Source organism: Frigoribacterium sp. VKM Ac-2530 (assembly GCF_015350835.1).
Taxonomy (GTDB): domain Bacteria; phylum Actinomycetota; class Actinomycetes; order Actinomycetales; family Microbacteriaceae; genus Frigoribacterium.
This window is the reverse complement of record NZ_JADKSE010000001.1, coordinates 611,606-636,083: the sequence shown is the minus strand read 5'-3', so window position 1 is coordinate 636,083 and position 24,478 is coordinate 611,606. Positions and strand designations below refer to the sequence as shown.

At 73.0% G+C, this 24,478-nt stretch carries 21 protein-coding genes and 1 pseudogene; 16 read left to right on the top strand and 6 right to left on the bottom strand.

Features of this window, described 5'->3' with window-relative positions; genetic code table 11:
• Nucleotides 1-41: 41 nt before the first annotated feature.
• Complete coding sequence (locus ITJ48_RS02905) at nucleotides 42-1,094, bottom strand: App1 family protein (protein ID WP_192041848.1); 1,053 nt, start codon at nucleotides 1,092-1,094, stop codon at nucleotides 42-44.
• Between the two features lie 44 nt (nucleotides 1,095-1,138).
• The gene (locus ITJ48_RS02900) at nucleotides 1,139-1,861 is read right to left on the bottom strand and encodes an SOS response-associated peptidase (protein ID WP_194612330.1); all 723 of its coding nucleotides are present in this window, start codon (nucleotides 1,859-1,861) and stop codon (nucleotides 1,139-1,141) included.
• A 138-nt stretch (nucleotides 1,862-1,999) separates the two neighbouring features.
• Here ITJ48_RS02900 and ITJ48_RS02895 point away from each other — a divergent pair, with 138 nt between their 5' ends.
• From ITJ48_RS02895 to ITJ48_RS02875, 5 genes are all read left to right on the top strand, one after another.
• Nucleotides 2,000-2,647: a TetR/AcrR family transcriptional regulator gene (locus ITJ48_RS02895; RefSeq protein WP_123546190.1), complete on the top strand. Its 648-nt coding sequence runs from the start codon at nucleotides 2,000-2,002 to the stop codon at nucleotides 2,645-2,647.
• 132 nt (nucleotides 2,648-2,779) lie between these two features.
• A complete protein-coding gene (locus tag ITJ48_RS02890; RefSeq protein ID WP_194612329.1) occupies nucleotides 2,780-3,685 on the top strand; it encodes an ABC transporter ATP-binding protein in 906 nt (301 codons plus the stop codon).
• Nucleotides 3,682-4,410: an ABC transporter permease subunit gene (locus tag ITJ48_RS02885; protein WP_194612328.1), complete on the top strand. Its 729-nt coding sequence runs from the start codon at nucleotides 3,682-3,684 to the stop codon at nucleotides 4,408-4,410. The genes ITJ48_RS02890 and ITJ48_RS02885 overlap by 4 nt, the downstream gene beginning before the upstream one ends.
• Nucleotides 4,407-5,150 carry an ABC transporter permease gene (locus tag ITJ48_RS02880; RefSeq protein ID WP_194612327.1) on the top strand — a complete coding sequence of 248 codons (744 nt, stop codon included), beginning with the start codon at nucleotides 4,407-4,409 and terminating at the stop codon, nucleotides 5,148-5,150. Before ITJ48_RS02885 ends, ITJ48_RS02880 begins: the two co-directional genes overlap by 4 nt.
• Nucleotides 5,147-6,079 carry an ABC transporter substrate-binding protein gene (locus ITJ48_RS02875; protein ID WP_194612326.1) on the top strand — a complete coding sequence of 311 codons (933 nt, stop codon included), beginning with the start codon at nucleotides 5,147-5,149 and terminating at the stop codon, nucleotides 6,077-6,079. Before ITJ48_RS02880 ends, ITJ48_RS02875 begins: the two co-directional genes overlap by 4 nt.
• 51 nt (nucleotides 6,080-6,130) lie before the next feature.
• Here ITJ48_RS02875 and ITJ48_RS02870 read toward each other — a convergent pair whose 3' ends face one another.
• Together ITJ48_RS02870 and ITJ48_RS02865 are read right to left on the bottom strand one after the other, a co-directional pair.
• Nucleotides 6,131-6,787, bottom strand: a complete 657-nt coding sequence (locus tag ITJ48_RS02870; RefSeq protein ID WP_194612325.1) for a DedA family protein — start codon at nucleotides 6,785-6,787, stop codon at nucleotides 6,131-6,133.
• A 52-nt stretch (nucleotides 6,788-6,839) separates the two neighbouring features.
• The gene (locus ITJ48_RS02865; protein WP_194612324.1) at nucleotides 6,840-7,688 is read right to left on the bottom strand and encodes an aminotransferase class IV; all 849 of its coding nucleotides are present in this window, start codon (nucleotides 7,686-7,688) and stop codon (nucleotides 6,840-6,842) included.
• Between the two features lie 11 nt (nucleotides 7,689-7,699).
• On the opposite strand from ITJ48_RS02865, the gene ITJ48_RS02860 reads away from it, so the two are divergent.
• The 5 genes and pseudogenes from ITJ48_RS02860 (at nucleotide 7,700) to holA (ending at nucleotide 16,215) form a co-directional block, all read left to right on the top strand.
• Nucleotides 7,700-9,124 (top strand): anthranilate synthase component I family protein, encoded by a 1,425-nt coding sequence (locus tag ITJ48_RS02860; RefSeq protein WP_194612323.1) that lies wholly within the window; start codon nucleotides 7,700-7,702, stop codon nucleotides 9,122-9,124.
• 104 nt (nucleotides 9,125-9,228) lie between these two features.
• Nucleotides 9,229-11,859 carry a leucine--tRNA ligase gene (leuS, locus tag ITJ48_RS02855; protein WP_370544748.1) on the top strand — a complete coding sequence of 877 codons (2,631 nt, stop codon included), beginning with the start codon at nucleotides 9,229-9,231 and terminating at the stop codon, nucleotides 11,857-11,859.
• 97 nt (nucleotides 11,860-11,956) lie between these two features.
• Entirely contained in the window at nucleotides 11,957-12,658 is a 702-nt protein-coding gene (locus ITJ48_RS02850) for a ComEA family DNA-binding protein (RefSeq protein WP_194612322.1), read from the top strand.
• Nucleotides 12,553-14,481: pseudogene (locus tag ITJ48_RS16580) on the top strand (ComEC/Rec2 family competence protein); the annotation flags it as partial. The gene ITJ48_RS02850 and the pseudogene ITJ48_RS16580, both read left to right, overlap by 106 nt.
• Before the next feature lie 699 nt (nucleotides 14,482-15,180).
• Nucleotides 15,181-16,215, top strand: a complete 1,035-nt coding sequence (gene holA, locus ITJ48_RS15995) for a DNA polymerase III subunit delta (RefSeq protein WP_314101473.1) — start codon at nucleotides 15,181-15,183, stop codon at nucleotides 16,213-16,215.
• 118 nt (nucleotides 16,216-16,333) lie between these two features.
• On the opposite strand, the gene rpsT is transcribed toward holA, so the two are convergent.
• Nucleotides 16,334-16,594 carry a 30S ribosomal protein S20 gene (gene rpsT / locus ITJ48_RS02840; RefSeq protein ID WP_123546174.1) on the bottom strand — a complete coding sequence of 87 codons (261 nt, stop codon included), beginning with the start codon at nucleotides 16,592-16,594 and terminating at the stop codon, nucleotides 16,334-16,336.
• Between the two features lie 302 nt (nucleotides 16,595-16,896).
• Between rpsT and ITJ48_RS02835 the strand changes: the two genes are divergently transcribed.
• The 5 genes from ITJ48_RS02835 (at nucleotide 16,897) to hemW (ending at nucleotide 22,538) form a co-directional block, all read left to right on the top strand.
• Nucleotides 16,897-18,042 (top strand): pyridoxal phosphate-dependent aminotransferase, encoded by a 1,146-nt coding sequence (locus ITJ48_RS02835; protein WP_194612320.1) that lies wholly within the window; start codon nucleotides 16,897-16,899, stop codon nucleotides 18,040-18,042.
• Between the two features lie 73 nt (nucleotides 18,043-18,115).
• On the top strand, nucleotides 18,116-18,469 hold the full coding sequence (locus ITJ48_RS02830; protein WP_194612319.1) for a DUF4190 domain-containing protein: 354 nt from the start codon (nucleotides 18,116-18,118) through the stop codon (nucleotides 18,467-18,469).
• 230 nt (nucleotides 18,470-18,699) lie between these two features.
• Nucleotides 18,700-20,553, top strand: coding sequence for a translation elongation factor 4 (lepA, locus tag ITJ48_RS02825; RefSeq protein ID WP_194612318.1), 1,854 nt, complete (start codon nucleotides 18,700-18,702; stop codon nucleotides 20,551-20,553).
• Between the two features lie 3 nt (nucleotides 20,554-20,556).
• Nucleotides 20,557-21,309 carry a DUF1990 family protein gene (locus ITJ48_RS02820; RefSeq protein ID WP_194612317.1) on the top strand — a complete coding sequence of 251 codons (753 nt, stop codon included), beginning with the start codon at nucleotides 20,557-20,559 and terminating at the stop codon, nucleotides 21,307-21,309.
• 2 nt (nucleotides 21,310-21,311) lie between these two features.
• Nucleotides 21,312-22,538 (top strand): radical SAM family heme chaperone HemW, encoded by a 1,227-nt coding sequence (gene hemW, locus ITJ48_RS02815; RefSeq protein WP_194612316.1) that lies wholly within the window; start codon nucleotides 21,312-21,314, stop codon nucleotides 22,536-22,538.
• A gap of 118 nt (nucleotides 22,539-22,656) precedes the next feature.
• Here the strand turns inward: hemW and ITJ48_RS16575 are convergent, their stop codons facing one another.
• Nucleotides 22,657-23,166 carry a DUF4870 domain-containing protein gene (locus ITJ48_RS16575; RefSeq protein ID WP_194612315.1) on the bottom strand — a complete coding sequence of 170 codons (510 nt, stop codon included), beginning with the start codon at nucleotides 23,164-23,166 and terminating at the stop codon, nucleotides 22,657-22,659.
• A gap of 255 nt (nucleotides 23,167-23,421) precedes the next feature.
• On the opposite strand from ITJ48_RS16575, the gene hrcA reads away from it, so the two are divergent.
• Nucleotides 23,422-24,444 (top strand): heat-inducible transcriptional repressor HrcA, encoded by a 1,023-nt coding sequence (gene hrcA / locus ITJ48_RS02805; RefSeq protein WP_194612314.1) that lies wholly within the window; start codon nucleotides 23,422-23,424, stop codon nucleotides 24,442-24,444.
• Nucleotides 24,445-24,478 lie beyond the last annotated feature (34 nt).

Genomic DNA, 24,478 nt, shown 5'->3' with positions numbered 1-24,478 from the left:
GATTTCTCGTCATAGCAGGACGGCAACTCCTCGCGAGCAGCTCAGGGCGTCCGGGCGGTGACGACCCCTGCCTCCGTCAGCTGGTCCCAGAGGCCGGCGCCGTCCGGCGCGGACACCCAGGCGACATCGGTGCCCTGCGCGTGCTCCGACCGGGACCGCCCTCCGGCCAGCACGGCCTCGCTCGGCGACAGCTCGCGGATGGCCACCGCGGCCACGTTCTCGGGGTGGTCGTGCAGGAACCGGCCGTACAGCTCCTCGTCGTGCTGTCCGTCGTCGCCGACGAGCAGCCACCGCACCTGCGGGAACTCCTCCGCCAACCGGTCGAGCGAGCCCTGCTTGTGGAGTCGCCCGCTCCGGAAGAAGCGGTCGTGCGTGGGACCCCAGTCCGTCAACAACAGGGGGCCGCTCGGGTAGAGGTTCCGCGAGAGGAACCGCGAGAGCGTGGGGGCGACGTTCCAGGCACCCGTCGACAGGTAGACCACCGGGCAGCCTCCTGAGGACGCGTGCAGCCGTTCGTACAGGACGGCCATGCCGGGCACCGGCCGCCGAGCGTGCTCGTTGAGGACGAAGGTGTTCCACGCCGCGAGCAGGGGCCGCGGCAGCGACGTCACCATGACCGTGTCGTCGATGTCCGAGACGATGCCGAAGCGCGCGTCGGGGTCGATCACCGCGACCGGCGCCTCCACCGGGAGGGAGCCCTCGGTCGTGATCGTCACGACGTGCCAGCCCGGCGCCAGGTCGGACTCGAGCCGCACGTCGAGGACGCCGCCGCGGTCCGTGGTCACCGTCTGCGTCCGTCCGCCGATGGTCACCTCGACGACCGCGTGCTCGACCGGCACGCTCGTGAAGCTGCGCCAGCCGCGGACGTTCGCGCGGTCGGCGCCGTCGAGGGTGCCGGTCCGCGTGAGCAGCACGCGCGACAGGACGCGGACCCACCCGCTCGAGCCGTAGCCCGTGTACGGCACGATCGTCGGACGAAGGCCGCGCTTGCGGGCCCGCTTCTCGCGGAACCGGTGCACGGAGTTCTCGATGCGCGCCGCCCGGTGCAGGAGGGGCTCGACAGCGGCCGGGGCCGGCTTTCGGATGTCGGGCATCCGGTCATCCTCGCACGGTCGACCGACCGTGCGCCCTCGCGGCGTCACACGGGCAGCAGCAAGGAGGGGGAGTCGTTCGTGACCGAGCCGACGTCGGGGGAGACCTCGTGCACGACGAGCCGCGCGGCGATCTCGTCGGACAGCCCCGCCACGCCCTGCAGCAGGTCGTCGTCGCCCTCGGCCTCCGGGTCGAGCCAGTCGTCCATGACGTCGGCGCCGACGAGCACGGGCATCCGGTCGTGGACGGCCGCGAGCGGACCCGAGGAGGCGCGGGTCAGCACGGTCGTGGACAGCAGCCACCGGGACGGCGACCCCACCTCGGCACCCGGGTCGCGCCACCACTCGTAGAGCGCCGCGAACAGGACGACCTCGTCGTCGGGGAGCCGCACGGCGACGGGGCGCTTGCTCCCGTCGGGCAGCGCCTGCCACTCGTACCAGCCCGTCGCCGGCACGAGGGCCCGCCGTGAGGCCAGGGCCTCGCGGAACATCGGCTTCTCGGCGGCCGTCTCGGACCGTGCGTTGAACACCGGGGGGCCGACCGGACCGTCGGAGCCGGCCGGGACGAGGCCCCACCGAGCGGCGGCGAGGCGGCGCACGGGAGGCCCGCCCGCGTCGTCCCCGCGGGGCGCCGCGTCGATCAGCACCGTCACCGGGCGGGTCGGAGCGATGTTCCAGGAAGGGTCTGGGAGACTGTCGCCCGAGACGTCGACGTCGAACAAGGGCACCAGGTCGCTCGAGGCACGCGCCATCACGAATCGTCCGCACATGCGCACCATTCTCCCGGCTGCGACCGACATCGGTCGACGAGGTCGCCCTGACGCCCCCCTCAGGACCCTGACCCGCCGGTCACGGACCGCACCGCACGCACCACGTCGCCCCGGCGACGCCGCACGAAGGAGAACCCCTTGCTCGTCACCGACGTCCACGACGCACTGCCCGGGGGTTCGTCGCTGCTCAGGAACGAGCCCGTGCAGGCTCGCAGCTCCGCGCGGCTCACCGGCCTCCTCGACGCCGCCGCCGCGATCATCGACGAGATCGGCTACGAGCGCCTGACGACGGCGATGGTCGCCGAGCGGGCCGGCGCCTCCATCGGCACGGTCTACCGGTACTTCCCCGACCGCATCGCGGTGGTCGACGCCCTCGCGCTGCGCTGCGTGCAGCGCCTGACGAACCGGGTGGCCGACACCCTCGACGCCGACGGGGCGGCCGACTGGCGCGGCGCCGTCGACATCGTGATCGACTCCAAGGTCGAGCTCTACCGGAACGAGCCCGGCTTCCGGGCCATCCGCTTCAGCGACGCTCCCGACGCGGGCTCGCCGCAGGCCACCTCCTCGCTCAGCCCCTTCGCCGAGGCCGTGCTCGGGATGTTCGAGCAGCGCTTCGGCGTCGTCCGCGACGCCGACTCCGAGCTCGCCGTGCAGGTCGTGGTCGAGATCGGCGTCTCGCTCCTCGCGCGGGCGTTCCTCGCCGGCGGCGACGGCGACGCGCGCTTCGTGGACGAGTGCCGTCGCGTGTCGAAGTCCTACCTCGAGGCGCACCTCACCCTCGCCTGACGCGTCGCAGGGCCCCGCACGGTCCGTTCTGCGAAACGGACGAGGCAGGGACGGCCCTCATCCGTCGTCGTGTGGTTCAGTGTCGGGACTGGCAAGTGTCGATTCGTGCTGCCCACGAGGAATGAGCCACCCATGATCGAGTTCACCTCGGTGACCAAGCAGTACCCCGACGGCACCCTCGCCGTCGACGACTTCAGCCTCGTCATCCCGTCACGCAAGACCACCGTCTTCGTCGGGTCGAGCGGCTGCGGCAAGACCACCATCCTCAGGATGATCAACCGCATGGTCGACCCGACCAGCGGGTCGATCGAGATCGACGGCGACGAGATCGGCGGCCTCGAGCCCGTGGGGCTCCGCCGGAGCATCGGCTACGTGATGCAGAACTCGGGCCTGCTGCCGCACCGCCGGGTCGTCGACAACATCGCGACCGTCCCCGTGCTCAAGGGCGTCTCCAAGAAGGAGGCGCGGAGCCGGGCCCTGGAGCTGATGGACACGGTCGGGCTCGACCGCTCCCTCGCCGACCGCTGGCCGAGCCAGCTCAGCGGCGGCCAGCAGCAGCGCGTCGGCGTCGCCAGGGGCCTCGCCGTCGACCCGAACATCCTCCTCATGGACGAGCCCTTCGGCGCCGTCGACCCGCTCGTGCGGGCCGACCTGCAGCGTGAGCTCGTCCGGCTGCAGCGCGACCTCGACAAGACGGTCGTGTTCGTCACGCACGACATCGACGAGGCCTTCCTGCTGGGCGACCAGGTCGTCATCCTCGAGAAGGGCGGCAAGATCGCCCAGAAGGGCTCGCCCGCCGACATCCTCTCCGACCCGGCCAGCGACTTCGTGGCCGACTTCGTCGGCTCCAACCGGGGCAAGCGGGCCCTGCACATCGAGCAGACCGCCACCGGTCAGGTCGTCGTCGACGACGAGGGCCGTGCGACCGGTGTGCTGACCGCACCCGGCTCCGTGCCGGGCGCGAGGCACGCGACCCCGAGCGAGGCCGGTGCCGTCCAGGCTCCGGGTGCCCCGGCGCAGGGTGGGCACGCGTCGTGAACTGGATCTGGTCGAACGCCGACTACATCTGGGACAAGACGCTGGTGCACCTCGCCCTCAGCGTGCCTCCGGTCGTCCTCGCCTTCGTCATCTCGCTGCCGATCGGCTGGCTCGCGAACCGCTACCGCGTCTCCCGCGGCATCCTCACGGTCGCTGGCCTGTTCTACGCGATCCCGTCGCTGCCCCTCTTCGTCGCCCTGCCCGCCCTCGTCGGCACGTCTCTCCGGAGCCCCGTCAACATCGTGATCGGGCTGACGCTCTACGGGGTCGCGCTGATGGTCCGCTCGGTCGCCGACGCCCTGGGCGCCGTCGAGGTCGACGTGCGCCAGTCGGCCACGGCCGTGGGCTACTCGAGCTGGCAGCGCTTCTGGCGCGTCGAGTTCCCCCTGGCAGGCCCCGTCATGCTCGCCGGCCTCCGGGTCGTGGTCGTCAGCACGGTCAGCCTCGCCACCGTCGGCGGCGTGCTGGGCGTCAACGGCCTCGGGCTGCTCTTCATCGACGGCTTCCAGCGGGACATCCCCGAGGAGATCCTCGCGGGCATCGTCATCACCATCGTCATGGCGCTCGTGCTCGACGGGCTGCTCGTCCTCCTCGGCCGCGCGCTGATGCCGTGGAGCCGCCCCGGCAGGCCGCGCCGCGCCTCCTCGAGGCGGTCGTCGGGCCGCTCGTCCGAGACCGGTGCCTCCTCGCCCCGGTCGCCTCGTCGAGAGGCGGTCCGCTCGTGAACTTCTTCGCGGAGGCCTTCGCGTTCATCGGCGACGGCAGCAGCTGGGTCGGCCCGAACGGCATCCCCGCCCGCCTCGGCGAGCACCTCTGGTACTCGGTCGTGGCGGTCGCCCTGGCGTCGATCGTCGCGATCCCCGTCGGCTTCGCCATCGGCCACACCGGTCGGGGGCGTGCGATCGCGGTCGCCGTGTCGGGGGGCGCCCGGGCGCTGCCCACCTTCGGCGTCATCACGCTCATCGCCGGCTGGGTCGGCATCGGCCTCACGGCCCCGATGACCGCGTTCGTCATCCTCGCGATCCCGTCGGTGCTCGCCGGTGCCTACGCGGGCTTCGAGGCCGTCGACCGCTCCACCGTCGACGCCGCCCGTGCCGTCGGCATGACCGAGTGGCAGATCGTCACGCGCGTCGAGGTGCCCCTCGGGCTGCCCCTGCTGATCGGCGGGATCCGCTCGGCGGTGCTGCAGGTCGTCGCGACCGCGACGCTCGCGACCATCGTCGGCTCCGGCGGCCTCGGCAGCTACATCATCACCGGCCTGCGCGCCAACGACTACGGCACGATGCTGGCCGGCTCGATCCTCGTGATCGTCCTCGCCGTGGCCCTCGAGGTCGTCTTCTCCGTCGTCCAGCGACTCGTCGTCCCGGCAGGCGTCACCGCCGGGCGCCCCACCGACTCCCGCGCGCGCGTCGCCCGACGCGCCCCGGGCACCGCAACACCCCTCCAGGAAGAAGGAACACAGTGAACAACACAGCGAAGAAAGGCCGGCTCACCGTTCTCGGCGCAGTCGCGATCGGGGCCGTGGTGGCCCTGGCAGGGTGCTCGTCGAGCGACCCTCTCAGCAGCGGCTCCGACGACACGGCGTCGTCCTCCGACGCCCTCGTGATCGGTTCGCAGCAGTACTACTCGAACAAGATCATCGCCGAGCTCTACGCCCAGGCGCTCGAGGACGGCGGCTACACGGTCGACCGTCAGTACGACATCGGCCAGCGCGAGGTCTACCTGCCCGAGCTCGAGAGCGGCAGCATCGACGTGTTCCCCGAGTACTCCGGCAACCTGCTGCAGTTCTACGACGCCGAGACGACGGCCAAGACGCCCGATGAGGTCGAGTCGGCCCTCGACGACGCGCTGCCCGACGGCCTCACCAGCCTCACCGCCGCCGAGGCGACGGACCAGGACAGCTACAACGTGACGAAGGAGTTCTCCGAGGAGAACGGCATCACGAGCCTGGCCGACCTCAAGGACTACTCCGGCTCGATCGCCCTCGGCGCCCCGCCCGAGAACGTCGACCGTCCCTACGGCCCTCCCGGCCTGAAGAGCATCTACGGCGTCGACGTCACCTCGACCCCGATCGACGACGGAGGCGGCCCGCTGACGGCCAAGGCGCTGTCGGACGGCAGCGTCCAGATCGCCGACCTCTACTCGGCCAGCCCGCTGATCGTCGAGAACGACTTCGTCACCCTCGACGACCCCGAGAACATGATCCTGCCGCAGAACGTGGTGCCGATCGTCTCGGACAAGGTCGACCAGGGCGCCCAGGACATCATCGACGCGGTGGACGCGGCGCTGACCTCGGCCGACCTGCAGGAGATGAACTCGAAGAGCCAGACCGACAAGGAGTCCGAGGGCACCATCGCCAAGGACTTCCTCGAGAGCAAGGGGCTCGTCGGCTGACCAGCGACGAGCACAGGAGGGGCCGGCACGCACGTGCCGGCCCCTCCGTCGTCAGACGGCGTCGTCGTCCGGGTGGGCCATGTGCTTCTCCTCGCGCCGGTGCACGAGCCGCTTGACGAGCAGCACGACCACGGCGAACGCGACCACGATGCCGACGAAGACGTAGCCGGCGCCGTGCAGCCGGTCGGCGAGCTCCCGGTAGCTGCCGGCGGCGGCCGCGCCCACCGACACGTACGCCGTCGCCCAGAGGAGGCAGGCCGGCGTCGTCCAGGCCAGGAACGTCCGGTAGCGCATCGGGCTCGTGCCCACGGTCAGGGGGATGAGCGAGTGCAGCACGGGCAGGAAGCGCGACACGAAGACGGCGATGCCGCCGCGTCGGGCGAGGTAGTTCTCGGCCCTGACCCAGTTGTGCTCGCCGAGGCGTCGGCCGAGACGGCTGCGCCGGATCGCCGGGCCGAAGTGGCGCCCGAGCGCGAAGCCGATGCTCTCCCCGGTGAGCGCGCCGAGCACGAGGGCGACGACGAGCGAGGCGAACTCGACCGGGCCGACCACCGCGGTCGCGGACACCACGGCCACGGTGTCCCCGGGCACGAGCAGCCCGAGCAGCACGCTCGTCTCCAGCACCATGGCGAGGCCGGCGAGCAGGGTCCGGAGGAGCGGGTCGACCGACTGCACGAGGTCGAGGAGTCCTGTCAGCACGTCGTCCACCCGGGTGATCCTATTCATCGGCGGCCGGGAGCCCCCTGGTCCCGCAGGTCGGTCAGGACCTCGCCGGGAGCGGGCGGCGCAGGGCGTCGAGGCGGGCCTGCCACGTGGCGAGCCGCCCCGGCTGCTCCGCCGGGGAGGGGCCGTCGACCCACCCGGAAACGATGCGGACGCCGTGCAGCGCGCTGAGCGACCAGATCTCGGCGCCGTCGAGCTCCGCCGGCGTCGACCGGTCGTGCAGCACGTCGACGCCGAGCACGGCGGCGAGGGTGAGCACGGTGCGCGAGGTCACGCCGGGCAGGCGGGGCAGGTCGTCGGCCGGCGTGCAGAGCGAGTCGCCGCGCCACCAGACGAGCGAGCTCCACGCTCCCTCGACGACGTGGCCCTCGGGGGAGAGGATCACCGCCTCCTCCGCTCCGCGGGAAGCGGCCTCCGACCGCACGTCCCCGAGGGCGGCCAGGTCGGGGCCCTTGACGAGGGGCGACGTGCGGGGGTCGCGGGCCGCGGTCGCCACGCGCACCGATCTCGTGCGGTCGGGAGCGGTCCGCAGCCGGGCCCTCAGCTCGGGTGCCCCGGCGGCGGAGTCGCGGACCAGCTCGACGCGGGGGAACCAGGCGCCGTCCCGCGGCAGGCGGTCGACGACCGCGCCCCAGAAGGCCTCGACGTCGTCGTCGTCGGCGACCAGGCCCGTGGCCGCCACGGACGACGTGAAGCGGTCGCGGTGCACGTCGAGGGCGCGGACGGCGCCGTCGAGCACGAGCCACGAGTCGGCGACGAGCACGTCGGGGGGCGACGCCGTGGGCCGATCCGCCCTCGACGCCGTCGGTGCCATCGGAGCCGTCGACTCCGCGGGCGACGATGCGAGCTCGCCCCCGCGCCACAGGAGGGTCTCGCCGGGGCTCATACACTCAGGGTATGCGCCTCCCGGTCCACCGTCGTCCGCTCGCGTGGCGCGACCCGGAGGCCGTCGTGCTCGCCCTCGCCCGCACCGGCGACGTCGTGTGGACCGACGCGGGCCCCGGTGCCTCGTCGGGGCGCTCGGTCGTCGCCTGGGGCCCGGCGCTCACCGCCACGGGCCCCGACGACCTGGCTGTCGCGTGGGCCGAGCTCCGGGCCGTCCTCGCCGGTCCCCGAGGCGACGCCGATCCGCTCGGGCCCGCCGGCTGGCTCGGCTACGGCGTCGGGACCTGGCTCCTCGACCGGGACGCGACCGTCGGCGTGGGCCGGGGCGCGCCTCCCTCGGTCACGGCCGGGCTCGCGCCCGACCCCGACGCCCCCGCCGACCTCGCGCTGCTGCTGACCGACCGGGCGCTGGTCTTCGACCACGGCGACAGGACGGTGGAGGCGGTGGTCCTGGGCGACGACCGCTGGCTGTCGGCCGTCGCAGCGGCCTGGCGCGACGTCCCCGAGGGCGACCCCGGGCACCCGGCCGAGCCCACGGCGCCGTCACGCCCCGCCGTGCGTCAGCACGACGACGACGCCTACCTCGCGCTCGTCGAGCGCTGCCAGCAGGCCATCACGGCGGGCGACGCCTACGTGCTCTGCCTCACGACGACGACCACGGTCGAGGGCGACGTGGACGACCTGGCCGTGTACCGGAGGCTGCGCCGGTCCTCTCCGGCCCCGCACGCCTCCTTCGTGCGGATCGGGCCCACGTCGGTCCTCGGGGCGTCGCCCGAGTCGTTCCTGCGGGTCGACGCGCACGGAGCGGTCTCGTCGTCCCCGATCAAGGGGACCCGACCGCGGTCGGCGGACCCGGCGGTCGACGCCTGCGCCGCCGCCGAGCTCGGGGCCGACGAGAAGGAGCTCGCCGAGAACCTGATGATCGTCGACCTCGTGCGCAACGACCTCACGCGCGTCGCGGCGCCCGGCACCGTCGCGGTGGCCGAGCTGTTCTCCGTCCGCTCCTACCGCCACGTGCACCAGCTCGTGAGCACGGTGACGGCCGTCCTGGCCCCGGGGCGCACCGCCCTCGACGTCGTGGAGACGGCCTTCCCCGCGGGCTCGATGACCGGCGCGCCGAAGCGCCGGGCCGTGCAGCTGCTCGCCGCCTGGGAGGGGCGACCGCGCGGCGTCTACTCGGGGGTCGTGGGTCACCTCGGCCTGGACGGCTCCGCCTCGCTCGCCATGGCCATCCGGTCGATCGTCGTCGAGCGCGCGACGTCGCGACGGCCCGGCCGTGCGAGCGTCGGCGCCGGGGGAGGCATCACCGCGTCGTCGGTGCCGTCCGTCGAGCTCGAGGAGGTGCGGCTCAAGGCGGCCGCCCTGCTGCGCGCCCTCGACGCGGTTGCGGAGGGCGCCTCCTCGGCTCCCGCCGTGCCGACGCGTCCCGTGCCCTGACGAGACGGTCGGCCCGCTACCCTGGACGACGGACCGCCCCGCGCGTGCGCCCCTCAGGGCGCCCTCGGGCCGTCCGCCTCCCCACCGCAGCGATTGAGAGTCCCGTGGCCCACGAGCACGACACGACACCGTCCGCCGACCAGGCGTCCACCACCCCGGCGTCCGAGACCCCGGCCCCCGCCGAGGGCGAGACGGAGCGCGCCTACGACCCTGCCCGCCTGCAGCGGAAGTGGCAGGCGATCTGGGAGGAGGCGAAGCCCTTCGCCGTCGACCCGGACGACGTGCGGCCGCGCAAGTACATCCTCGACATGTTCCCGTACCCCTCGGGCGACCTGCACATGGGGCACGCCGAGCAGTACGCGCTCGGCGACATGGTCACGCGCTACTGGCGCCAGCAGGGCTTCAACGTGCTGCACCCGATCGGCTGGGACAGCTTCGGCCTGCCCGCCGAGAACGCCGCCATCAAGCGCGGGGTCGACCCCCGCGAGTGGACCTACGCGAACATCGAGCAGCAGAAGCAGAGCATGAAGCTCTACGCGCCGTCGTTCGACTGGGACCGCGTGCTGCACACGAGCGACCCCGAGTACTACAAGTGGAACCAGTGGCTGTTCCTGCAGATGTACGACAAGGGCCTCGCGTACCGCAAGGACAGCTGGGTCAACTGGGACCCGGTCGACCAGACCGTGCTCGCGAACGAGCAGGTCCTCGCCGACGGCACGTCCGACCGCTCGGGCGCCGTCGTCGTCAAGAAGAAGCTGACGCAGTGGTACTTCAAGATCACCGACTACGCCGACCGCCTGCTCGACGACCTCAACCAGCTCGAGGGCCACTGGCCGACCAAGGTGCTGAACATGCAGCGCAACTGGATCGGCCGGTCGATCGGTGCCGACGTGCACTTCGAGATCGAGGGCAGGGAGGAGCGGGTCACGGTCTTCACGACCCGTCCCGACACCCTCTGGGGCGCCACCTTCATGGTCGTCGCGCCCGACTCCGACCTCGCGGCCGAGCTCGTCGCCGACGCGACCGACGACGTGAAGGAGACCTTCGCCTCCTACCTGGTCGAGGTGCAGAAGGCGACCGAGATCGAGCGCCAGTCGAGCGAGCGCCCGAAGACCGGCGTGCCCCTCGGGCGCGTCGCGGTGAACCCGGTCACGGGCGACCCGATGCCCGTCTGGGCCGCGGACTACGTGCTCGCCGACTACGGCCACGGCGCCGTCATGGCCGTGCCCGCGCACGACCAGCGCGACCTCGACTTCGCCCGCAAGTACGACCTGCCGGTCCGCGTCGTCGTCGACACCAACGCGCCCGTCACGGGCGTCATCCCCAAGCTGCAGCTGGACGAGGACGGCCAGGCGATCCTGCCCGACGACCTGCCCGACCTCGACCCGGCGTCGACCGGAGTCGCCCTGACCGGCGAGGGCCGGCTGATGAACTCGGGGCCGCTCACGGGCCTGAGCAAGTCGAACGCGATCAAGCGCGTGGTCGAGCTGCTCGAGCAGTCGGGTTCCGGCAAGGCCGCGAAGACCTACCGACTCCGCGACTGGCTCATCTCGCGTCAGCGCTTCTGGGGCACGCCGATCCCGATCGTGCACGGCGCCGACGGCGTCGAGGTGCCCGTGCCCGTCGACCAGCTGCCCGTGCTGCTGCCGTCGACCGAGGGCCTCGACCTCAAGCCCAAGGGCAGCTCGCCCCTGGGCGCTGCGACCGACTGGGTGAACGTGCCCGACCCGCGCGACGGCTCGCCCGCTCGCCGCGACGCCGACACGATGGACACCTTCGTCGACAGCTCGTGGTACTTCCTGCGGTTCCTCGACCCGACCGACTCCGAGAGGGCCTTCGACCCGGCCCAGGCGAGCAAGTGGGCCCCCGTCGACCAGTACGTGGGCGGCGTCGAGCACGCCATCCTGCACCTGCTCTACGCGCGCTTCATCACCAAGGTGCTCTTCGACCTCGGCCACGTCGACTTCACCGAGCCGTTCAGCGCCCTGCTGAACCAGGGCATGGTGCTGCAGGACGGCGCGAAGATGAGCAAGAGCAAGGGCAACGTCGTCAGCCTGTCCGACGAGATCGCGAAGCACGGCGTCGACGCGATCCGCCTGACGATGGCGTTCGCCGGCCCGCCCGAGGACGACATCGACTGGGCCGACGTCTCGCCGGCAGGGTCCGCGAAGTTCCTCGCCAGGGCGTTCCGGCTGGCGACCGACGTCGACAGCCCGCGCGACGTGGTGTGGGCCGAGGGCGACCAGGCTCTGCGCCGGGTCACCCACCGGTTCCTCGCCGAGGCCCCCGGGCTCAGCGAGGCGTTCAAGTACAACGTCGTCGTCGCCCGCCTGATGGAGCTCGTCAACGCCGTCCGCAAGACGATCGACAGCGGCGCCGGCGCCGCGGACCCCGCGGTCCGCGAGGCGACGGAGACGGTGGCCCTCGGCCTCTCGCTCTTCGCGCCCTACACGGCGTCGGAGATGTGGGAGCTGCTCGGCTACGACGGCGTCGGCGTCGCCCACTTCGGCTGGCGCCGGGCCGACCCGACCCTGCTCGTCGAGACCAGCGTCACGGCCGTCGTGCAGGTGAACGGCAAGGTCCGCGACCGTCTCGAGGTCTCGCCCAAGATCACGTCCGACGAGCTCGAGGCCCTGGCCCGCGACTCCGCCGCGGTGCAGCGCGCGGTCGGCGACAAGCAGATCGTGAACGTCGTCGTCCGGGCGCCGCGCCTCGTCGCCATCGCGGTGAAGTAGCCGACTCGCTCCTCCCCGTCGCCGACCGGCCGTCCTGGTTCCCCAGGGCGGCCGTCGTCGTCTGCGGGAGCCGCAGCGCTCCTCCTACGGTCGGCGGATGGTCGTCGACTTCCGCTCCGCGCCCGACCCGGCGGCCCCCCGCGGGCCGCGCTGGCGCCTCGGCGTCGGGGCCGTGGTGGTGCTCGTGCTGGCGGTGCTCGCGGTCACCGTCGCGGTCTCGGCGACGGCGTCCCGAGGAGGCGCGGGCGAGACCGCGATCACGTCACGGCCGACGCCCGCCTACGGGTCGTCCGGGGCGGTCGACTCGTCGGCGGCGCCTGGTGCACCCGGCTCCCCGGTCTTAGTCCACGTGCACGGCAGGGTCGCGCTGCCGGGGCTCTACGAGCTCGCGTCGGGGGCACGCGTCGTCGACGTCGTCGCGGCCGCGGGGGGCTTCGCCGACGACGCCGAGCAGGGCGCGGTCAACCTGGCCCGGCCCCTCGTCGACGGCGAGCAGCTGTACGTGCCGGCGGTGGGGGAGGCGGGCGCGGCCGGGCCCGGCGCGGGTGCGGGTGCGGGGGCGGGTGCGGGCTCCGCGGCGGGCGGCGGCGCCTCTGGGCCAGGGGCAGCTCTCGTCGACCTCAACTCTGCCGACGCCGCTGCGCTCGAGACGCTCCCCGGGGTAGGGCCCGCGACCTCGGCGGCGATCCTCGAGTGGCGGCGGCAGAACGGCGCGTTCCGGTCCGTGGACGACCTGCTGGGCGTCACGGGCATAGGGGAGAAGACCCTGGCGAAGCTCTCCCCGTTGGTCACCGTGTGAGGGCGCCGACGCAGGTCGACGTCCGCTGGGCGGTGCCGGCGGGCTCGTCCTGGGCCGTGCTCGTCGGGGTCCTGCCCAGGCCCGACCTGCACGTCGCGGTGAGCGTCGTGCTCCTCCTCGTCGGAGCCGGCGCCCTGGTCGTCGCCGTCGTGGTCGGGCGACGAGATCGGCGCGCGCGGCCCTCGGCGTCGGGAGCGCCGTCGGCGTCAGGTGGGCAGCCGGCCTCGGGGTCGGCGGGTTCCCGCGTCGTCCCGGCCTCGGCGCTGGTCGCGCTCGTGGCCCTCGTCGCGGGGCTCGTGCTGGCGGGGGCGGCCGCGCGGCAGCAGGTCCGCTACCCGGAGTCGCTCGTCGCCCTGTCGGGCCACGCCGCCGAGCTGCACGGCACGGCGAGGGGCAGGGTGGCGTCGGGCACGCGAGCCGTGCAGGTGACGGTGCGCGAGGTCGTCGTGGCCGACGAGGTCGTGTGGCGAGGTCGGGCGTCGTTCCTCCTCCTCGGGCCGCGGGTCGCGGAGGGGTCGACGGTCGAGGTGGGGCAGGAGCTGTCCGCCCGCGTCTCTGTCCTCCCCGTCGAGCCGGGCGACGACGTCGCCTTCGTCGCGGCCGTGCGCGGCCAGGTCGTCGCGGGGGCGCCGCCGTCCGGGGCGGCGGGCCTCGCCGACTCGGTCCGCTCCGACCTCCGCGGCGTGACGGCGGAGCTGCCGGGCGACGGCGGCAGCCTCCTGCCCGGGCTCGCCGTGGGCGACACGTCCGCCGTCGACGACGAGCTCGACGACGCCATGAAGGCGTCCTCCCTGTCGCATCTGACGGCCGTCTCCGGGTCGAACTGCGCCGTGCTGGTCGCGCTCGTCATGCTCGTCGGCGGCGCCCTCGGAGTGCCACGGCTGGCGCGCCTCCTGCTCGCGGCGGTCCTGCTCCTCGCGTTCCTCGCGCTGGTCACCCCCGAGCCCAGCATCGTCCGCGCCTCGGTCATGGCGCTGGTCGTGCTCGGCCACCTCGCGGCGGGCCGGCCCGTGTCGGGACTGCCCGTCGTCTCGCTGGCGGTCTCGGGCCTGCTCCTCGTGGACCCCTGGCTGGCTCGCGACCTCGGCTTCGCCCTCTCGGTGCTCGCCACGGCGGGTCTCGTGGTGCTGGCGGCGCCCCTCGCCGACGCGTTCGCCCGGTTCCTGCCGCGGCCGGTGGCGGCCGTGCTGGCCGTGCCCGTCGCCGCGCAGCTCGCGTGCCAGCCGGTGCTGCTGCTCCTCGACCCCCGGGTGGCCGTGCACGGCGTCGTCGCGAACGTGCTGGCCGAGCCGGCCGCGCCCCTGGCGACCGTGGGGGGCCTCGTCGTGTGCGTCACCGCCTCCTGGGCACCGGGCTTCGCCGAGCTCGTCGCACGGGCCGCGTGGGTGCCGGCCACGTGGATCGGCGCGGTGGCCCGCTCCGTCGCGTCGTGGCCGTTCGCCCGGGTGGAATGGCCCGGCGGGACCACGGGCGTCGTGCTCCTGACGGGCCTGACCGTCCTCGTCGCGGGGGCGGTGCTGGCCCGGTCGGGCGGGCGGCTGCGGCGGGTCGTGGTCCTCCTGCTCACCGGTGGGCTCGTGGTGGGGGGCGGCGTGGTCGCGGGCGTCCGCACGGGGGAGCGCAGCGCCGTTCCTGCCGACTGGGCGATCGCGCAGTGCGACGTCGGGCAGGGCGACGCGGTCCTCGTTCGGAGCGCCGGCCAGGTGGCCCTCGTCGACGTGGGCGACGACGAGGCCGCGCTCGGCGGCTGCCTCCGCCGGTTCGGGGTCGACCGGATCGACCTCCTCGTGCTCACGCACTTCGACGCGGACCACGTCGGAGCCGTCGACGTGGTCACGGGTCTAGTGGGTCGCGCCCTGGTCGGGCCGACGGCGAGCCCCGACGACGAGCGCATCGTCGACGACCTGGCCGGCGGCGGTGCGGAGGTCGTCGAGGTCGCGGCCGGCGTGGGGGGAGTCCTCGGCGAGCTCGGCTGGTCCGTGCTCTGGCCGGTGCGGGCGGACGCGGCGGGCAACGACGCGAGCGTCGTCACCCTGTGGCGGCCCCTGCCCGGCTGCCGGACGGGCTGCCTGTCGCTCCTCGACCTCGGCGACCTCGCCGAGGCGCCGCAGCGTCGCCTCCTCTCGTCGTCGGGCGAGGCCCTCTCGGGCGTCGACGTTGTGAAGGTGTCCCACCACGGATCCGCCGACCAGCACGCGGGTCTCTACGCGGCCGCCCGGGCCTCCGTCGGGCTCGTCGGGGTCGGCGCCGACAACGGCTACGGGCACCCGCGACGAGAGGCTCTCGACATGGTCGAGGAGGCGGGCGCCGAGGTCACGAGGACCGATCTCGACGGCGACGCCGCGGTCGTCGTCGACGACGCGGGCGGCGTGCGGCTCTGGCGCCGACACGCCGCTGCGGGCCACGCGCCGTCCGACGACCCGTCGGCCGCGGGGGCCGCGGGGGCCCGGACGCCGGCGGCGTCGGGGGAGGCCGTTACGCTGGGAGCCGGGCGCCCCAGGCGTCCTCGACCGAGGAGGACCGTGGCCGCGAGAACCACCGGCAAGACGACGAAGAAGGCGAGCGTCGCCGTCGACCAGGTCCCCTGGCACGCGATCCGCCCGGCACCGGTCGTCCTCGTCAGCGGGCCCGAGCAGTTCCTCGCCGAGCGTGCCGTCCGGCAGCTCCGCGACCAGCTCGTCGCCGAGGACCCGAGCCTCGAGGTCCACGACCTCGAGGCCGACCACTACCAGCCCGGCGAGCTCATCACGCTCGCGAGCCCGTCCCTGTTCGCCGAGCCGCGCCTCCTGCGCGTGGTGTCGGTCGAGAAGTGCACCGACGCGTTCCTCGCCGAGACGCTCCGCTACCTCGAGTCGCCGGCCGACGACACTTACCTCGTGCTGCGGCACGGCGGGGGAGTGCGCGGCAAGAAGCTGCTCGACACGATCCGCGCGGGCGTGGGCGGCGGCGTCGAGGTCGTCTGTGCCGAGCTCAAGAAGGACACGGAGAAGCACGACTTCGCCGCGGGCGAGTTCCGGTCGGCGCGGCGACGTGTGTCGAGCGGCGCGCTCCGCGCGCTCGTGACGGCGTTCTCCGACGACCTCGCCGAGCTCGCCAGCGCCTGCCAGCAGCTGATCTCCGACGCGGCGGACGAGATCACGGAGGCGACGGTCGAGAAGTACTACGCCGGCAGGGTCGAGACGAACGCCTTCAAGGTGGCGGACGCGGCCATCGCGGGGCGCCAGGGCGAGGCGCTCGTGCTGCTGCGGCACGCCCTCTCGTCGGGTGCCGACCCTGTCCCCGTCGTGGCGGCCTTCGCGATGAAGATCCGCACCATGGCGAAGGTGCAGGGCGTCTACGGCCCGTCCGGCCAGCTCGCGTCGCGCCTCGGCATGGCGCCGTGGCAGGTCGAGCGAGCTCAGCGCGACGTCCGTGGCTGGAGCGAGGACGGCCTGGGCCGCTGCATCGAGCTGCTCGCCGAGACGGACGCCGCGGTCAAGGGCGCGCAGCGCGACGCGATCTACGCGCTCGAGCGGATGGTCACGACCGTGGCCACCCGGGGGGCCGTCGGTCGCTGACCTGCTGACCTCCTGACCTGCTGACCTGCTGACCTGCTGGCCGGCGGAACGCGAAGGGCCCCGTCTCGGTCGAGACGGGGCCCTTCGCAGCGAGCGCGATGCGCTCAGGGAGTCAGGCTCAGAGAGCGCCGACCTGCTTCGCGATCGACGACTTGCGGTTCGCGGCCTGGTTCTTGTGGATGACGCCCTTGCTGGCGGCCTTGTCGAGCTTCTTCGACGCGAGGGCCAGCGATGCGGTCGCCTTGTCCTTGTCGCCGGCGACGATGGCCTCGCGCGCGGCGCGGACGGCGGTCTTCAGCTCGCTCTTGACGGCCTTGTTGCGGTCCTGGGCCTTCTTGTTGGTGCCGATGCGCTTGATCTGCGACTTGATGTTCGCCACGTTCGCTACTTCCTGTTTCGTGTGTCGGGGCTGTCGGCACCAGGATGCGGCGCCGTGCCCGGGGGACGGTTCTGTGAGGTGGTGCTGCGAGCCGACCGGGAGGAGACGCGCTCTCCCCGGACTGCCGCCGGTGGTGCCACCGGAGCGGCTCTCGGCTGCGTTCGCGATCCGTCACGTCAGACGTTCCGCGCAAGCCAACAGGCAACGTTACCAGCACGTCGCCCGACTCTCAATGATAGGGCGTCCCCGACGGGCGGCGGTGACCCGGCGGGAGGGCGTGTCGCCCGTAGTACGGTGCCGTCATGCCGTCGCTCGCCCCGCACATCGCGTCCGTCCCCGCCTCCGGGATCCGCCGGGTCTTCGAGCTCGCCGCCGGCCTGGACGACGTCGCGATGCTGGTCATCGGCGAGCCCGACGTGCCCGTTCCGCACCACGTCGGCGACGCGGCCCGCCGTGCCTGGTCGGAGGACCGCACCGGCTACACGCCGAACGGCGGCATCGCGCCCCTCCGCGAGGCCCTCGTGGCCAAGCTGGCCCGCGAGAACGACCTGCACGTCGACGTGGAGCAGGTCTGGGTCACGGTCGGGGCCACCCAGGCGCTCTACCAGGCCATGGGGCTCGTCCTCGCGTCGGGCGACGAGGTGCTCGTGCCCGACCCCGGCTACACGACGTTCTCGATGAACGCGCACATGCTCGACGCCGTCCCCGTGCCGTACGCCCTCTCGGCCGGCGACGGCTTCCTGCCCGACCTCGACCAGCTGGAGGCGGCCGTCACGGACCGCACCCGAGCCGTCGTCGTCAACTCGCCGTCCAACCCCCTCGGGGTCGTCTGGCCGCGCGAGGTGCTGCAGGGGCTGCTCGACCTGGCCGCCCGACACGACCTGTGGGTGATCAGCGACGAGGTCTACGAGTACTTCACCTACGGGACGCCGCACGTGAGCATCGCCTCCCTCGACGCCGACGACCGCGTCTTCAGCGCGTTCTCGCTGAGCAAGACGTACGCCATGACCGGCGTGCGCGTCGGCTACCTGGTGACGCCGCGTGGCCTCGCCCCGACGATGCGGACGGTCCAGGAGGCGATGATCAGCTGCGTCGCCGAGCCCGACCAGCACGCGGCCCTCGCCGCCGTCACCGGCGACCACGGACCGGTGTCCGAGGCCCGCGAGCACTACCGCCAGAACCTCGAGCTCGCCACGGCGCTGCTCGCCGAGCGCGGCATCGCGCACCTCGACCCGCAGGGCGCCTTCTACCTCTGGATCGACGTGAGCCACGCGTCGCAGGGCGACGTCGCCGGCTGGGCCGAGCGCTTCCTGCTCGAGCAGCGGGTCGCCGTCGCCCCGGGCAGCGCCTTCGGCCGTTCCGGCGAGGGCTGGATCCGGATCTGCCTCGCCGCGGCTCCCGAGGTGATCCAGCGCGGGCTCCGGGCCCTCCCTGCACCCGGCGCCTGACGGGGACGCCCCCGCCTCGATCCGGGGGTCTGCCCCCTTCAGGCGGGCCGCGCCTCCTTCGTAGGCTCGGGGCATGACGAACACCGCTCCGACCATCCCGCCCGTCGCCGCGCACACTGCGGCCCCTGCCGCTCCCGCCGCTCCTGCCGCCCCCGCGGCGGCCGGCGGACTCCACTCGCCGCTGAGCCTGACGAGCCTGGTGCTCGGGATCGCGTCGGTCGCGCTGAGCTTCACCTTCGTCGTGCCGATCGTCGGCGTCGTCCTCGGCGTCCTCGGTCGCCGACGCGAGCCCGAGGGCCGCACGATGGCGCTGATCGGCATCATCTCGTCGGCCGTGATGCTGCTCGGCAGCGTCGTCCTCCTCGTCGTCGGGCTGCTGGCCGCGGTCCCGATCGGCCTGCTCGGCCTGTTCCAGTACGTCGGCTGACGCCTCCTCGTCAGCTGACGCCTGCTCGTCAGCTGACGCCTGCTCGCCAGCTGACGCCTGCTCCGTCGGGCCGCGCCTCGTGTCGGCAACTCCTGACGGGTGCGCCCAGAGCCGCCGGCAGCGCCGTCCCGGCGACGGTGCAGTGCGCACAGCAGGAGTTGCCGACACGGTTCCCGAGCGCGACGTGGGAGAATCGAGGCGACAACCGCCCGCCACCCCCTGAGGACCGTGTGAGCCCCCTAGCAACCCGTGCACTCGAGCCGGCGAAGAGCGCGCCCGAGCACATCCGCAACTTCTGCATCATCGCGCACATCGACCACGGCAAGTCGACGCTCGCCGATCGCATGCTGGGCATCACCGGCGTCGTCGAGGACAGGGCGATGCGCGCCCAGTACCTCGACCGCATGGACATCGAGCGCGAGCGCGGCATCACGATCAAGAGCCAGGCCGTGCGCATGCCCTGGGAGCGCGACGGCCAGACCTTCGCCCTCAACATGATCGACACGCCCGGCCACGTCGACTTCAGCTACGAGGTCAGCCGGTCGCTCGCGGCGTGCGAGGGCGCCATCCTCCTCGTCGACGCGGCGCAGGGCATCGAGGCCCAGACGCTGGCGAACCTCTACCTGGCGCTCGAGAACGACCTCGAGATCATCCCGGTCCTCAACAAGATCGACCTGCCGGCGGCCGACCCGGAGAAGTACGCGGCCGAGCTCGCGAGCCTCATCGGCGGCGACCCCGCCGACGTCCTGCGCGTCAGCGGCAAGACGGGCGTCGGCGTCACCGAGCTGCTCGACCGCGTCGTCGACCGCATCCCGTCGCCGACCGGCGACTTCGACGCCTCGCCGCGCGCGATGATCTTCGACTCCGTCTACGACAGCTACCGCGGCGTCGTGACCTACATCCGCATGATCGACGGCACCCTGCACCCGCGCGAGAAGGTGCAGATGATGTCGACGAAGTCGACGCACGAGATCCTCGAGATCGGCGTCTCGTCCCCCGAGCCGACGCCGAGCCAGGGCCTCTCGGTCGGCGAGGTCGGCTACCTGATCACCGGTGTGAAAGACGTGCGGCTCTCCAAGGTCGGCGACACCGTCACGACCTCCGCCAAGCCCGCCACGGAGGCGCTGGCCGGCTACGTCGAGCCTCTCCCGATGGTCTACTCGGGCCTGTACCCGATCGACGGCAGCGACTACCCCGACCTGCGCGAGGCCCTCGACAAGCTGAAGCTGTCCGATGCGGCCCTCGTCTACGAGCCCGAGACCAGCGTCGCGCTCGGCTTCGGGTTCCGCTGCGGGTTCCTCGGGCTGCTGCACCTCGAGATCATCACCGAGCGCCTCGAGCGCGAGTTCGGCCTCGACCTCATCACCACGGCGCCGAGCGTCGTCTACGAGGTCACCACCGACGACAAGCAGACGGTGACGGTCACCAACCCGAGCGAGTTCCCCGGCGGCAAGATCGCCAGCGTGAGCGAGCCGATGGTCAAGGCGGCGATCCTCGCCCCGAAGGACTACGTCGGCGTGATCATGGAGCTCTGCCAGCAGCGCCGGGGCGCCCTGCTCGGCATGGAGTACCTCGGCGAGGACCGTGTCGAGATCCGCTACGCGATGCCCCTCGGCGAGATCGTCTTCGACTTCTTCGACAGCCTCAAGTCGAAGACGGCCGGCTACGCGAGCCTCGACTACGAGCCCACCGGCGACCAGGAGGCCGACCTGGTCAAGGTCGACATCCTGCTCCAGGGCGAGCAGGTCGACGCGTTCAGCGCCATCGTCCACCGCGACAAGGCGTACGCGTACGGGGTCCTCATGACCGGTCGCCTCCGCGAGCTCATCCCGCGACAGCAGTTCGAGGTCCCCATCCAGGCCGCCATCGGCGCCCGCATCATCGCGCGCGAGAGCATCCGCGCCATGCGCAAGGACGTCCTCGCGAAGTGCTACGGCGGCGACATCAGCCGCAAGCGCAAGCTGCTCGAGAAGCAGAAGGAGGGCAAGAAGCGCATGAAGACCATCGGTCGCGTCGAGGTGCCCCAGGAGGCGTTCATCGCCGCCCTGAGCGGCGACACCGAGGCGAAGAAAGAGAAGAAGTAGCCGATGCGCCGCTCGACCCACGCCGAGACCCACACGACCTACGGCGAGGTCGGGGCGACGCAGGCGCCCGACCTCATGCAGTACCCGCCGAAGGGCTTCCGCCCCGCCGAGTACCGCACCAGGGTCGGCCACGGCGACGCCCGCTTCGAGGCGGCGTGGATCGCCACGATGACCTGGAAGATCCAGGAGCGCAGCGGCATCGAGGTCCACGTCGACTCGGTTCCGCCCGTCGAGGAGGGCGGCTACCACCCCGTCACGTTCGACGACGACGGAGTCCCCGTCGACCCGGCGCACTGGGAGCAGGGCCGCGACGAGTCCCGCTTCGCGCCGGACGGCACGCCGTTCCTCACCGCGGGCACGACGGCGACCCTGTCCATCTCGGCCTACGGCCGCAGCGTGCAGGCGCCCGTCCGGGTCGTCTACGTCGTCGACGAGCCGAAGCGCAAGGGCTTCGCCTACGGCACGCTCGACGGCCACCCGGAGAGCGGCGAGGAGAGCTGGGTCGTCGACCAGACCGACGACGGCTCCGTCTGGCTGTCGATCCGCTCGTTCTCCCGCCCCAGCACCTGGCGCTGGAAGCTCGTCGAGCCCTTCATGCGTCGTCAGCAGGCGACGTACACGCGTCGCTACCTGCGCGCCCTCAGCCTCAGCGAGCCCGACGTCCCCGCCGAGGCCGACGTCGACCTCGAGGCAGCCGCCGAGGCGGCGCACGACGACGAGATCCGCGAGCCCGGCTCGCGCCGGTCGGGCGACTGACGGTGCCCGGAGCCCTTCCCCTCGGCGACCCTGCGCCCGTCGACGGCTCGCTGCCGGCCTCGGTGGTCGACGGCGTCGCCGACCGCAACTTCGGCGTCTACCTGCACGTGCCCTTCTGCCGGGTGCGCTGTGGCTACTGCGACTTCAACACCTACACGGGCGACGAGCTGCGCGGGGCCCGGCGCGACGACTACGCGCAGGAGGCGGTGGACGAGGTGCGCCTCGCCGGTCGCGTCCTCGAGGGCGCCGGGCTGCCTCCTCGTCCGGTCTCGACCGTCTTCTTCGGCGGCGGCACGCCCACGATGCTGCCGCACTCCGACCTCGCCGCGATGCTCGCGTCGGTCGTCGACACCTGGGGGCTGGTCGACGGCGCCGAGGTGACGACGGAGGCGAACCCCGACTCGGTCGACGCCGAGTACCTCGAGGCGCTGGCGGCCGCCGGCTTCACGCGCGTCAGCTTCGGCATGCAGTCCGCGGTGCCGAGCGTGCTCGCGACCCTCGAGCGGACGCACGACCCCGAGCGCGTGCCCCTCGTCGTGCGCTGGGCGCGCGACGCCGGGCTCGACGTCAGCCTCGACCTCATCTACGGCACGCCCGGCGAGACGCTCGACGACTGGTCCCGGTCGCTCGACGTCGCCCTCGAGCAGCAGCCCGACCACCTGTCCGCGTACTCGCTGATCGTCGAGGACGGCACGAAGCTCGCCCGGCAGATCCGCCGCGGGGAGGTGGCCCAGCCCGACGACGACACCGCCGCCGACATGTACGAGCTCGCCGACGACCGGCTCGCCGCCGCGGGCTACGGCTGGTACGAGGTGAGCAACTGGGCGCGCGACGAGCAGCACCGCTCGCGCCACAACCTGTCGTACTGGCAGGGCCACGACTGGTGGGGCGTCGGCCCGGGCGCGCACAGCCACGTCGGCGGGGTCCGCTGGTGGAACGTCAAGCACCCGGCCGCCTACGGCCAGCGCATGGCCGCGGGGGAGTCGCCGGGCGCGGGCCGCGAGACCCTCGACGCCGAGACGCGCCGGGTCGAGCGGGTGCTGCTCGCCGTCAGGATGCGCGAGGGCCTGCCCACCTCCGACCTCGATCCCGAGGGCCGTGCGGCCGTCGCGGGGCTGATCGCGGACGGCTGGGTCGAGGGGCGCGAGGCGCTGGCCGGTCGGGTCGTCCTCACGCGCACGGGGCGGCTCATGGCCGACGCCGTGGTCCGTCGGCTGCTGCCGGTCTGAGCCCGACTCGTCCCGGGCCCGGCCCGTCCTCGGCGCGCCCGCCGAGCGACGTCCTGCCGGGACGACGCGAGGCGCGCCTCCCGAGCGGGAGACGCGCCTCGACGACGGGCCGGGCGGGCTACGCCTTGATGAACTCGATGCTCAGCGGGTACTTGTAGTACTCGCCGCGGTTTGCGGCGAGGGCCGCGAGGATCCCGAAGACGATCACGAGGACCGCCGCGACGAACGTGATCACCAGGCCGATGCCGAGGAACGACGTCGCACCTCCGATGACGTACGCGATGACCATCGTCAGCTGGAAGTTGAGCGCGACGCGGCTGTGCTCGCGGACGAACGGGCCGCGGTCCTTGAGGACGAGGTAGCCGACCAGGGGCGCGACGAAGCTGAGCAGGATGCCGCCCACGTGGATCAGCGTGGCCCAGAGCTTCTCGTCCTCGGGCCGCAGGGGCTGCGGAGGCTGCGGGGCGCCGTAGCCGGGCTGCTGCCCGTAGCCGGGCTGCTGCGGGCCGGGCTGACCCGGCTGCTGCCCGTAGCCGGGCTGGCCCTGGCCGGGCTGGCCCTGACCGGGCTGCTGGCCCCAGCCGGAGCCCTGCGGGTCGTTCGGCTGGGAGGGAGGGGTGTCGGTCATCTGCTCACCTGTTCGTCGTCGTGGGCCCGACCGGGTCGAGGCGAACGGGCGCATCGCGGGTGGTCGGTGCTGGCCGCCCGGCCGGACGAGGTGGTCCGGCGGGCGTCACGGCGAGCATAGGGCAGGAGGTGCGGGTCGAGTAGGCCTCGCGGGCCGCGTGACGTAGGATTGGCAGTCTGGCAGGACGAGTGCCAGCGAGCTCGGGTCGTCGTCGTGACGTGCCCCGCCGCCGGCCGTGCGAGAGGGAGGTGCGTCGTGGTCTCGGAACGTGGTCTCGAGGTGCTGCGCGTCATCGTGCACGACTACGTCGCCTCCCGCGAGCCCGTGGGCTCGAAGTCGATCGTCGAGCGTCACCACTTCGGCGTCTCGGCCGCCACGATCCGCAACGACATGGCGCTCCTCGAAGAAGAGGAGCTGATCGCGGCGCCGCACACCTCGTCGGGCCGGGTGCCGACCGACAAGGGCTACCGCCTCTTCGTCAACCACCTCGCCGACCTGCGTCCGCTGAGCAGCGCGCAGCGGCAGGCGATCGAGACGTTCCTCGGCGACTCGGCCGACCTCGACGAGGTCCTGGGCCGCACGGTCCGCCTCCTGTCCCAGCTGACGAACCAGGTGGCACTGGTGCAGTACCCCTCGTTCTCGCGGGCGCGCGTGCGGCACGTCGAGCTGGTCAGCCTGGCCGAGCGCCGCGTCATGACCGTGCTCATCACCGACACGGGGCAGGTCGAGCAGCGGCTCGTCGAGCTGCCCGTCGTCGTCGACGACGAGTTCCTCGCCGAGCTCCGCCGGGCCCTCAACGCCGCGGTGGGCGGCACCGAGCTGAGCGCGGCCGCCGCGCTGCTCGGCGACCTGCACGAGGGCTTCCGCCCTGAGCAGGCCGTCGTGGTCGGCGTCGTCGTCGCCAGCCTGGTCGAGCAGCTCGCCGCCGGTCGTCAGGAACGCCTCGTGATGGCCGGCGCGGCCAACCTCGTGCGCACCGGCGACGACTTCAGCGGCGACCTCTACCCCGTCCTCGAGGCGATCGAGCAGCAGGTGGCCCTGCTGCGCCTCTTCGGCGAGATGCAGCTCGACGCGGTCGACGTGGCCGCGAGCATCGGACGGGAGAACGCCTCCTTCGGCCTCTCGCAGGCGTCCGTGCTGGCGAGCGGGTACACCTCGACGGGCAGCGAGGTCGCGCGCCTCGGCGTGCTCGGCCCGATGCGCATGGACTACTCGACCAACATGGCCGCCGTGCGTGCGGTGGCCCGTTACCTGTCGTCGCTGCTCTCCGAGCGCTGACGACCCGCACCTCCCCGGCCCTGCGCGACCGCGC

What these genes read in the sequence shown, in the direction of transcription:
- ITJ48_RS02865 (WP_194612324.1), bottom strand. Translation starts at nt 7,688, where the DNA reads ATGAGCCCCGGCGAGACCCTCCTGTGGCGCGGGGGCGAGCTCGCATCG.
- ITJ48_RS02830 (WP_194612319.1), top strand. Translation starts at nt 18,116, where the DNA reads ATGACGAACACCGCTCCGACCATCCCGCCCGTCGCCGCGCACACTGCG.
- ITJ48_RS02900 (WP_194612330.1), bottom strand. Translation starts at nt 1,861, where the DNA reads ATGTGCGGACGATTCGTGATGGCGCGTGCCTCGAGCGACCTGGTGCCC.
- ITJ48_RS02890 (WP_194612329.1), top strand. Translation starts at nt 2,780, where the DNA reads ATGATCGAGTTCACCTCGGTGACCAAGCAGTACCCCGACGGCACCCTC.
- ITJ48_RS02850 (WP_194612322.1), top strand. Translation starts at nt 11,957, where the DNA reads ATGGTCGTCGACTTCCGCTCCGCGCCCGACCCGGCGGCCCCCCGCGGG.
- ITJ48_RS02820 (WP_194612317.1), top strand. Translation starts at nt 20,557, where the DNA reads ATGCGCCGCTCGACCCACGCCGAGACCCACACGACCTACGGCGAGGTC.
- ITJ48_RS02835 (WP_194612320.1), top strand. Translation starts at nt 16,897, where the DNA reads ATGCCGTCGCTCGCCCCGCACATCGCGTCCGTCCCCGCCTCCGGGATC.
- ITJ48_RS16575 (WP_194612315.1), bottom strand. Translation starts at nt 23,166, where the DNA reads ATGACCGACACCCCTCCCTCCCAGCCGAACGACCCGCAGGGCTCCGGC.
- ITJ48_RS02860 (WP_194612323.1), top strand. Translation starts at nt 7,700, where the DNA reads ATGCGCCTCCCGGTCCACCGTCGTCCGCTCGCGTGGCGCGACCCGGAG.
- ITJ48_RS02905 (WP_192041848.1), bottom strand. Translation starts at nt 1,094, where the DNA reads ATGCCCGACATCCGAAAGCCGGCCCCGGCCGCTGTCGAGCCCCTCCTG.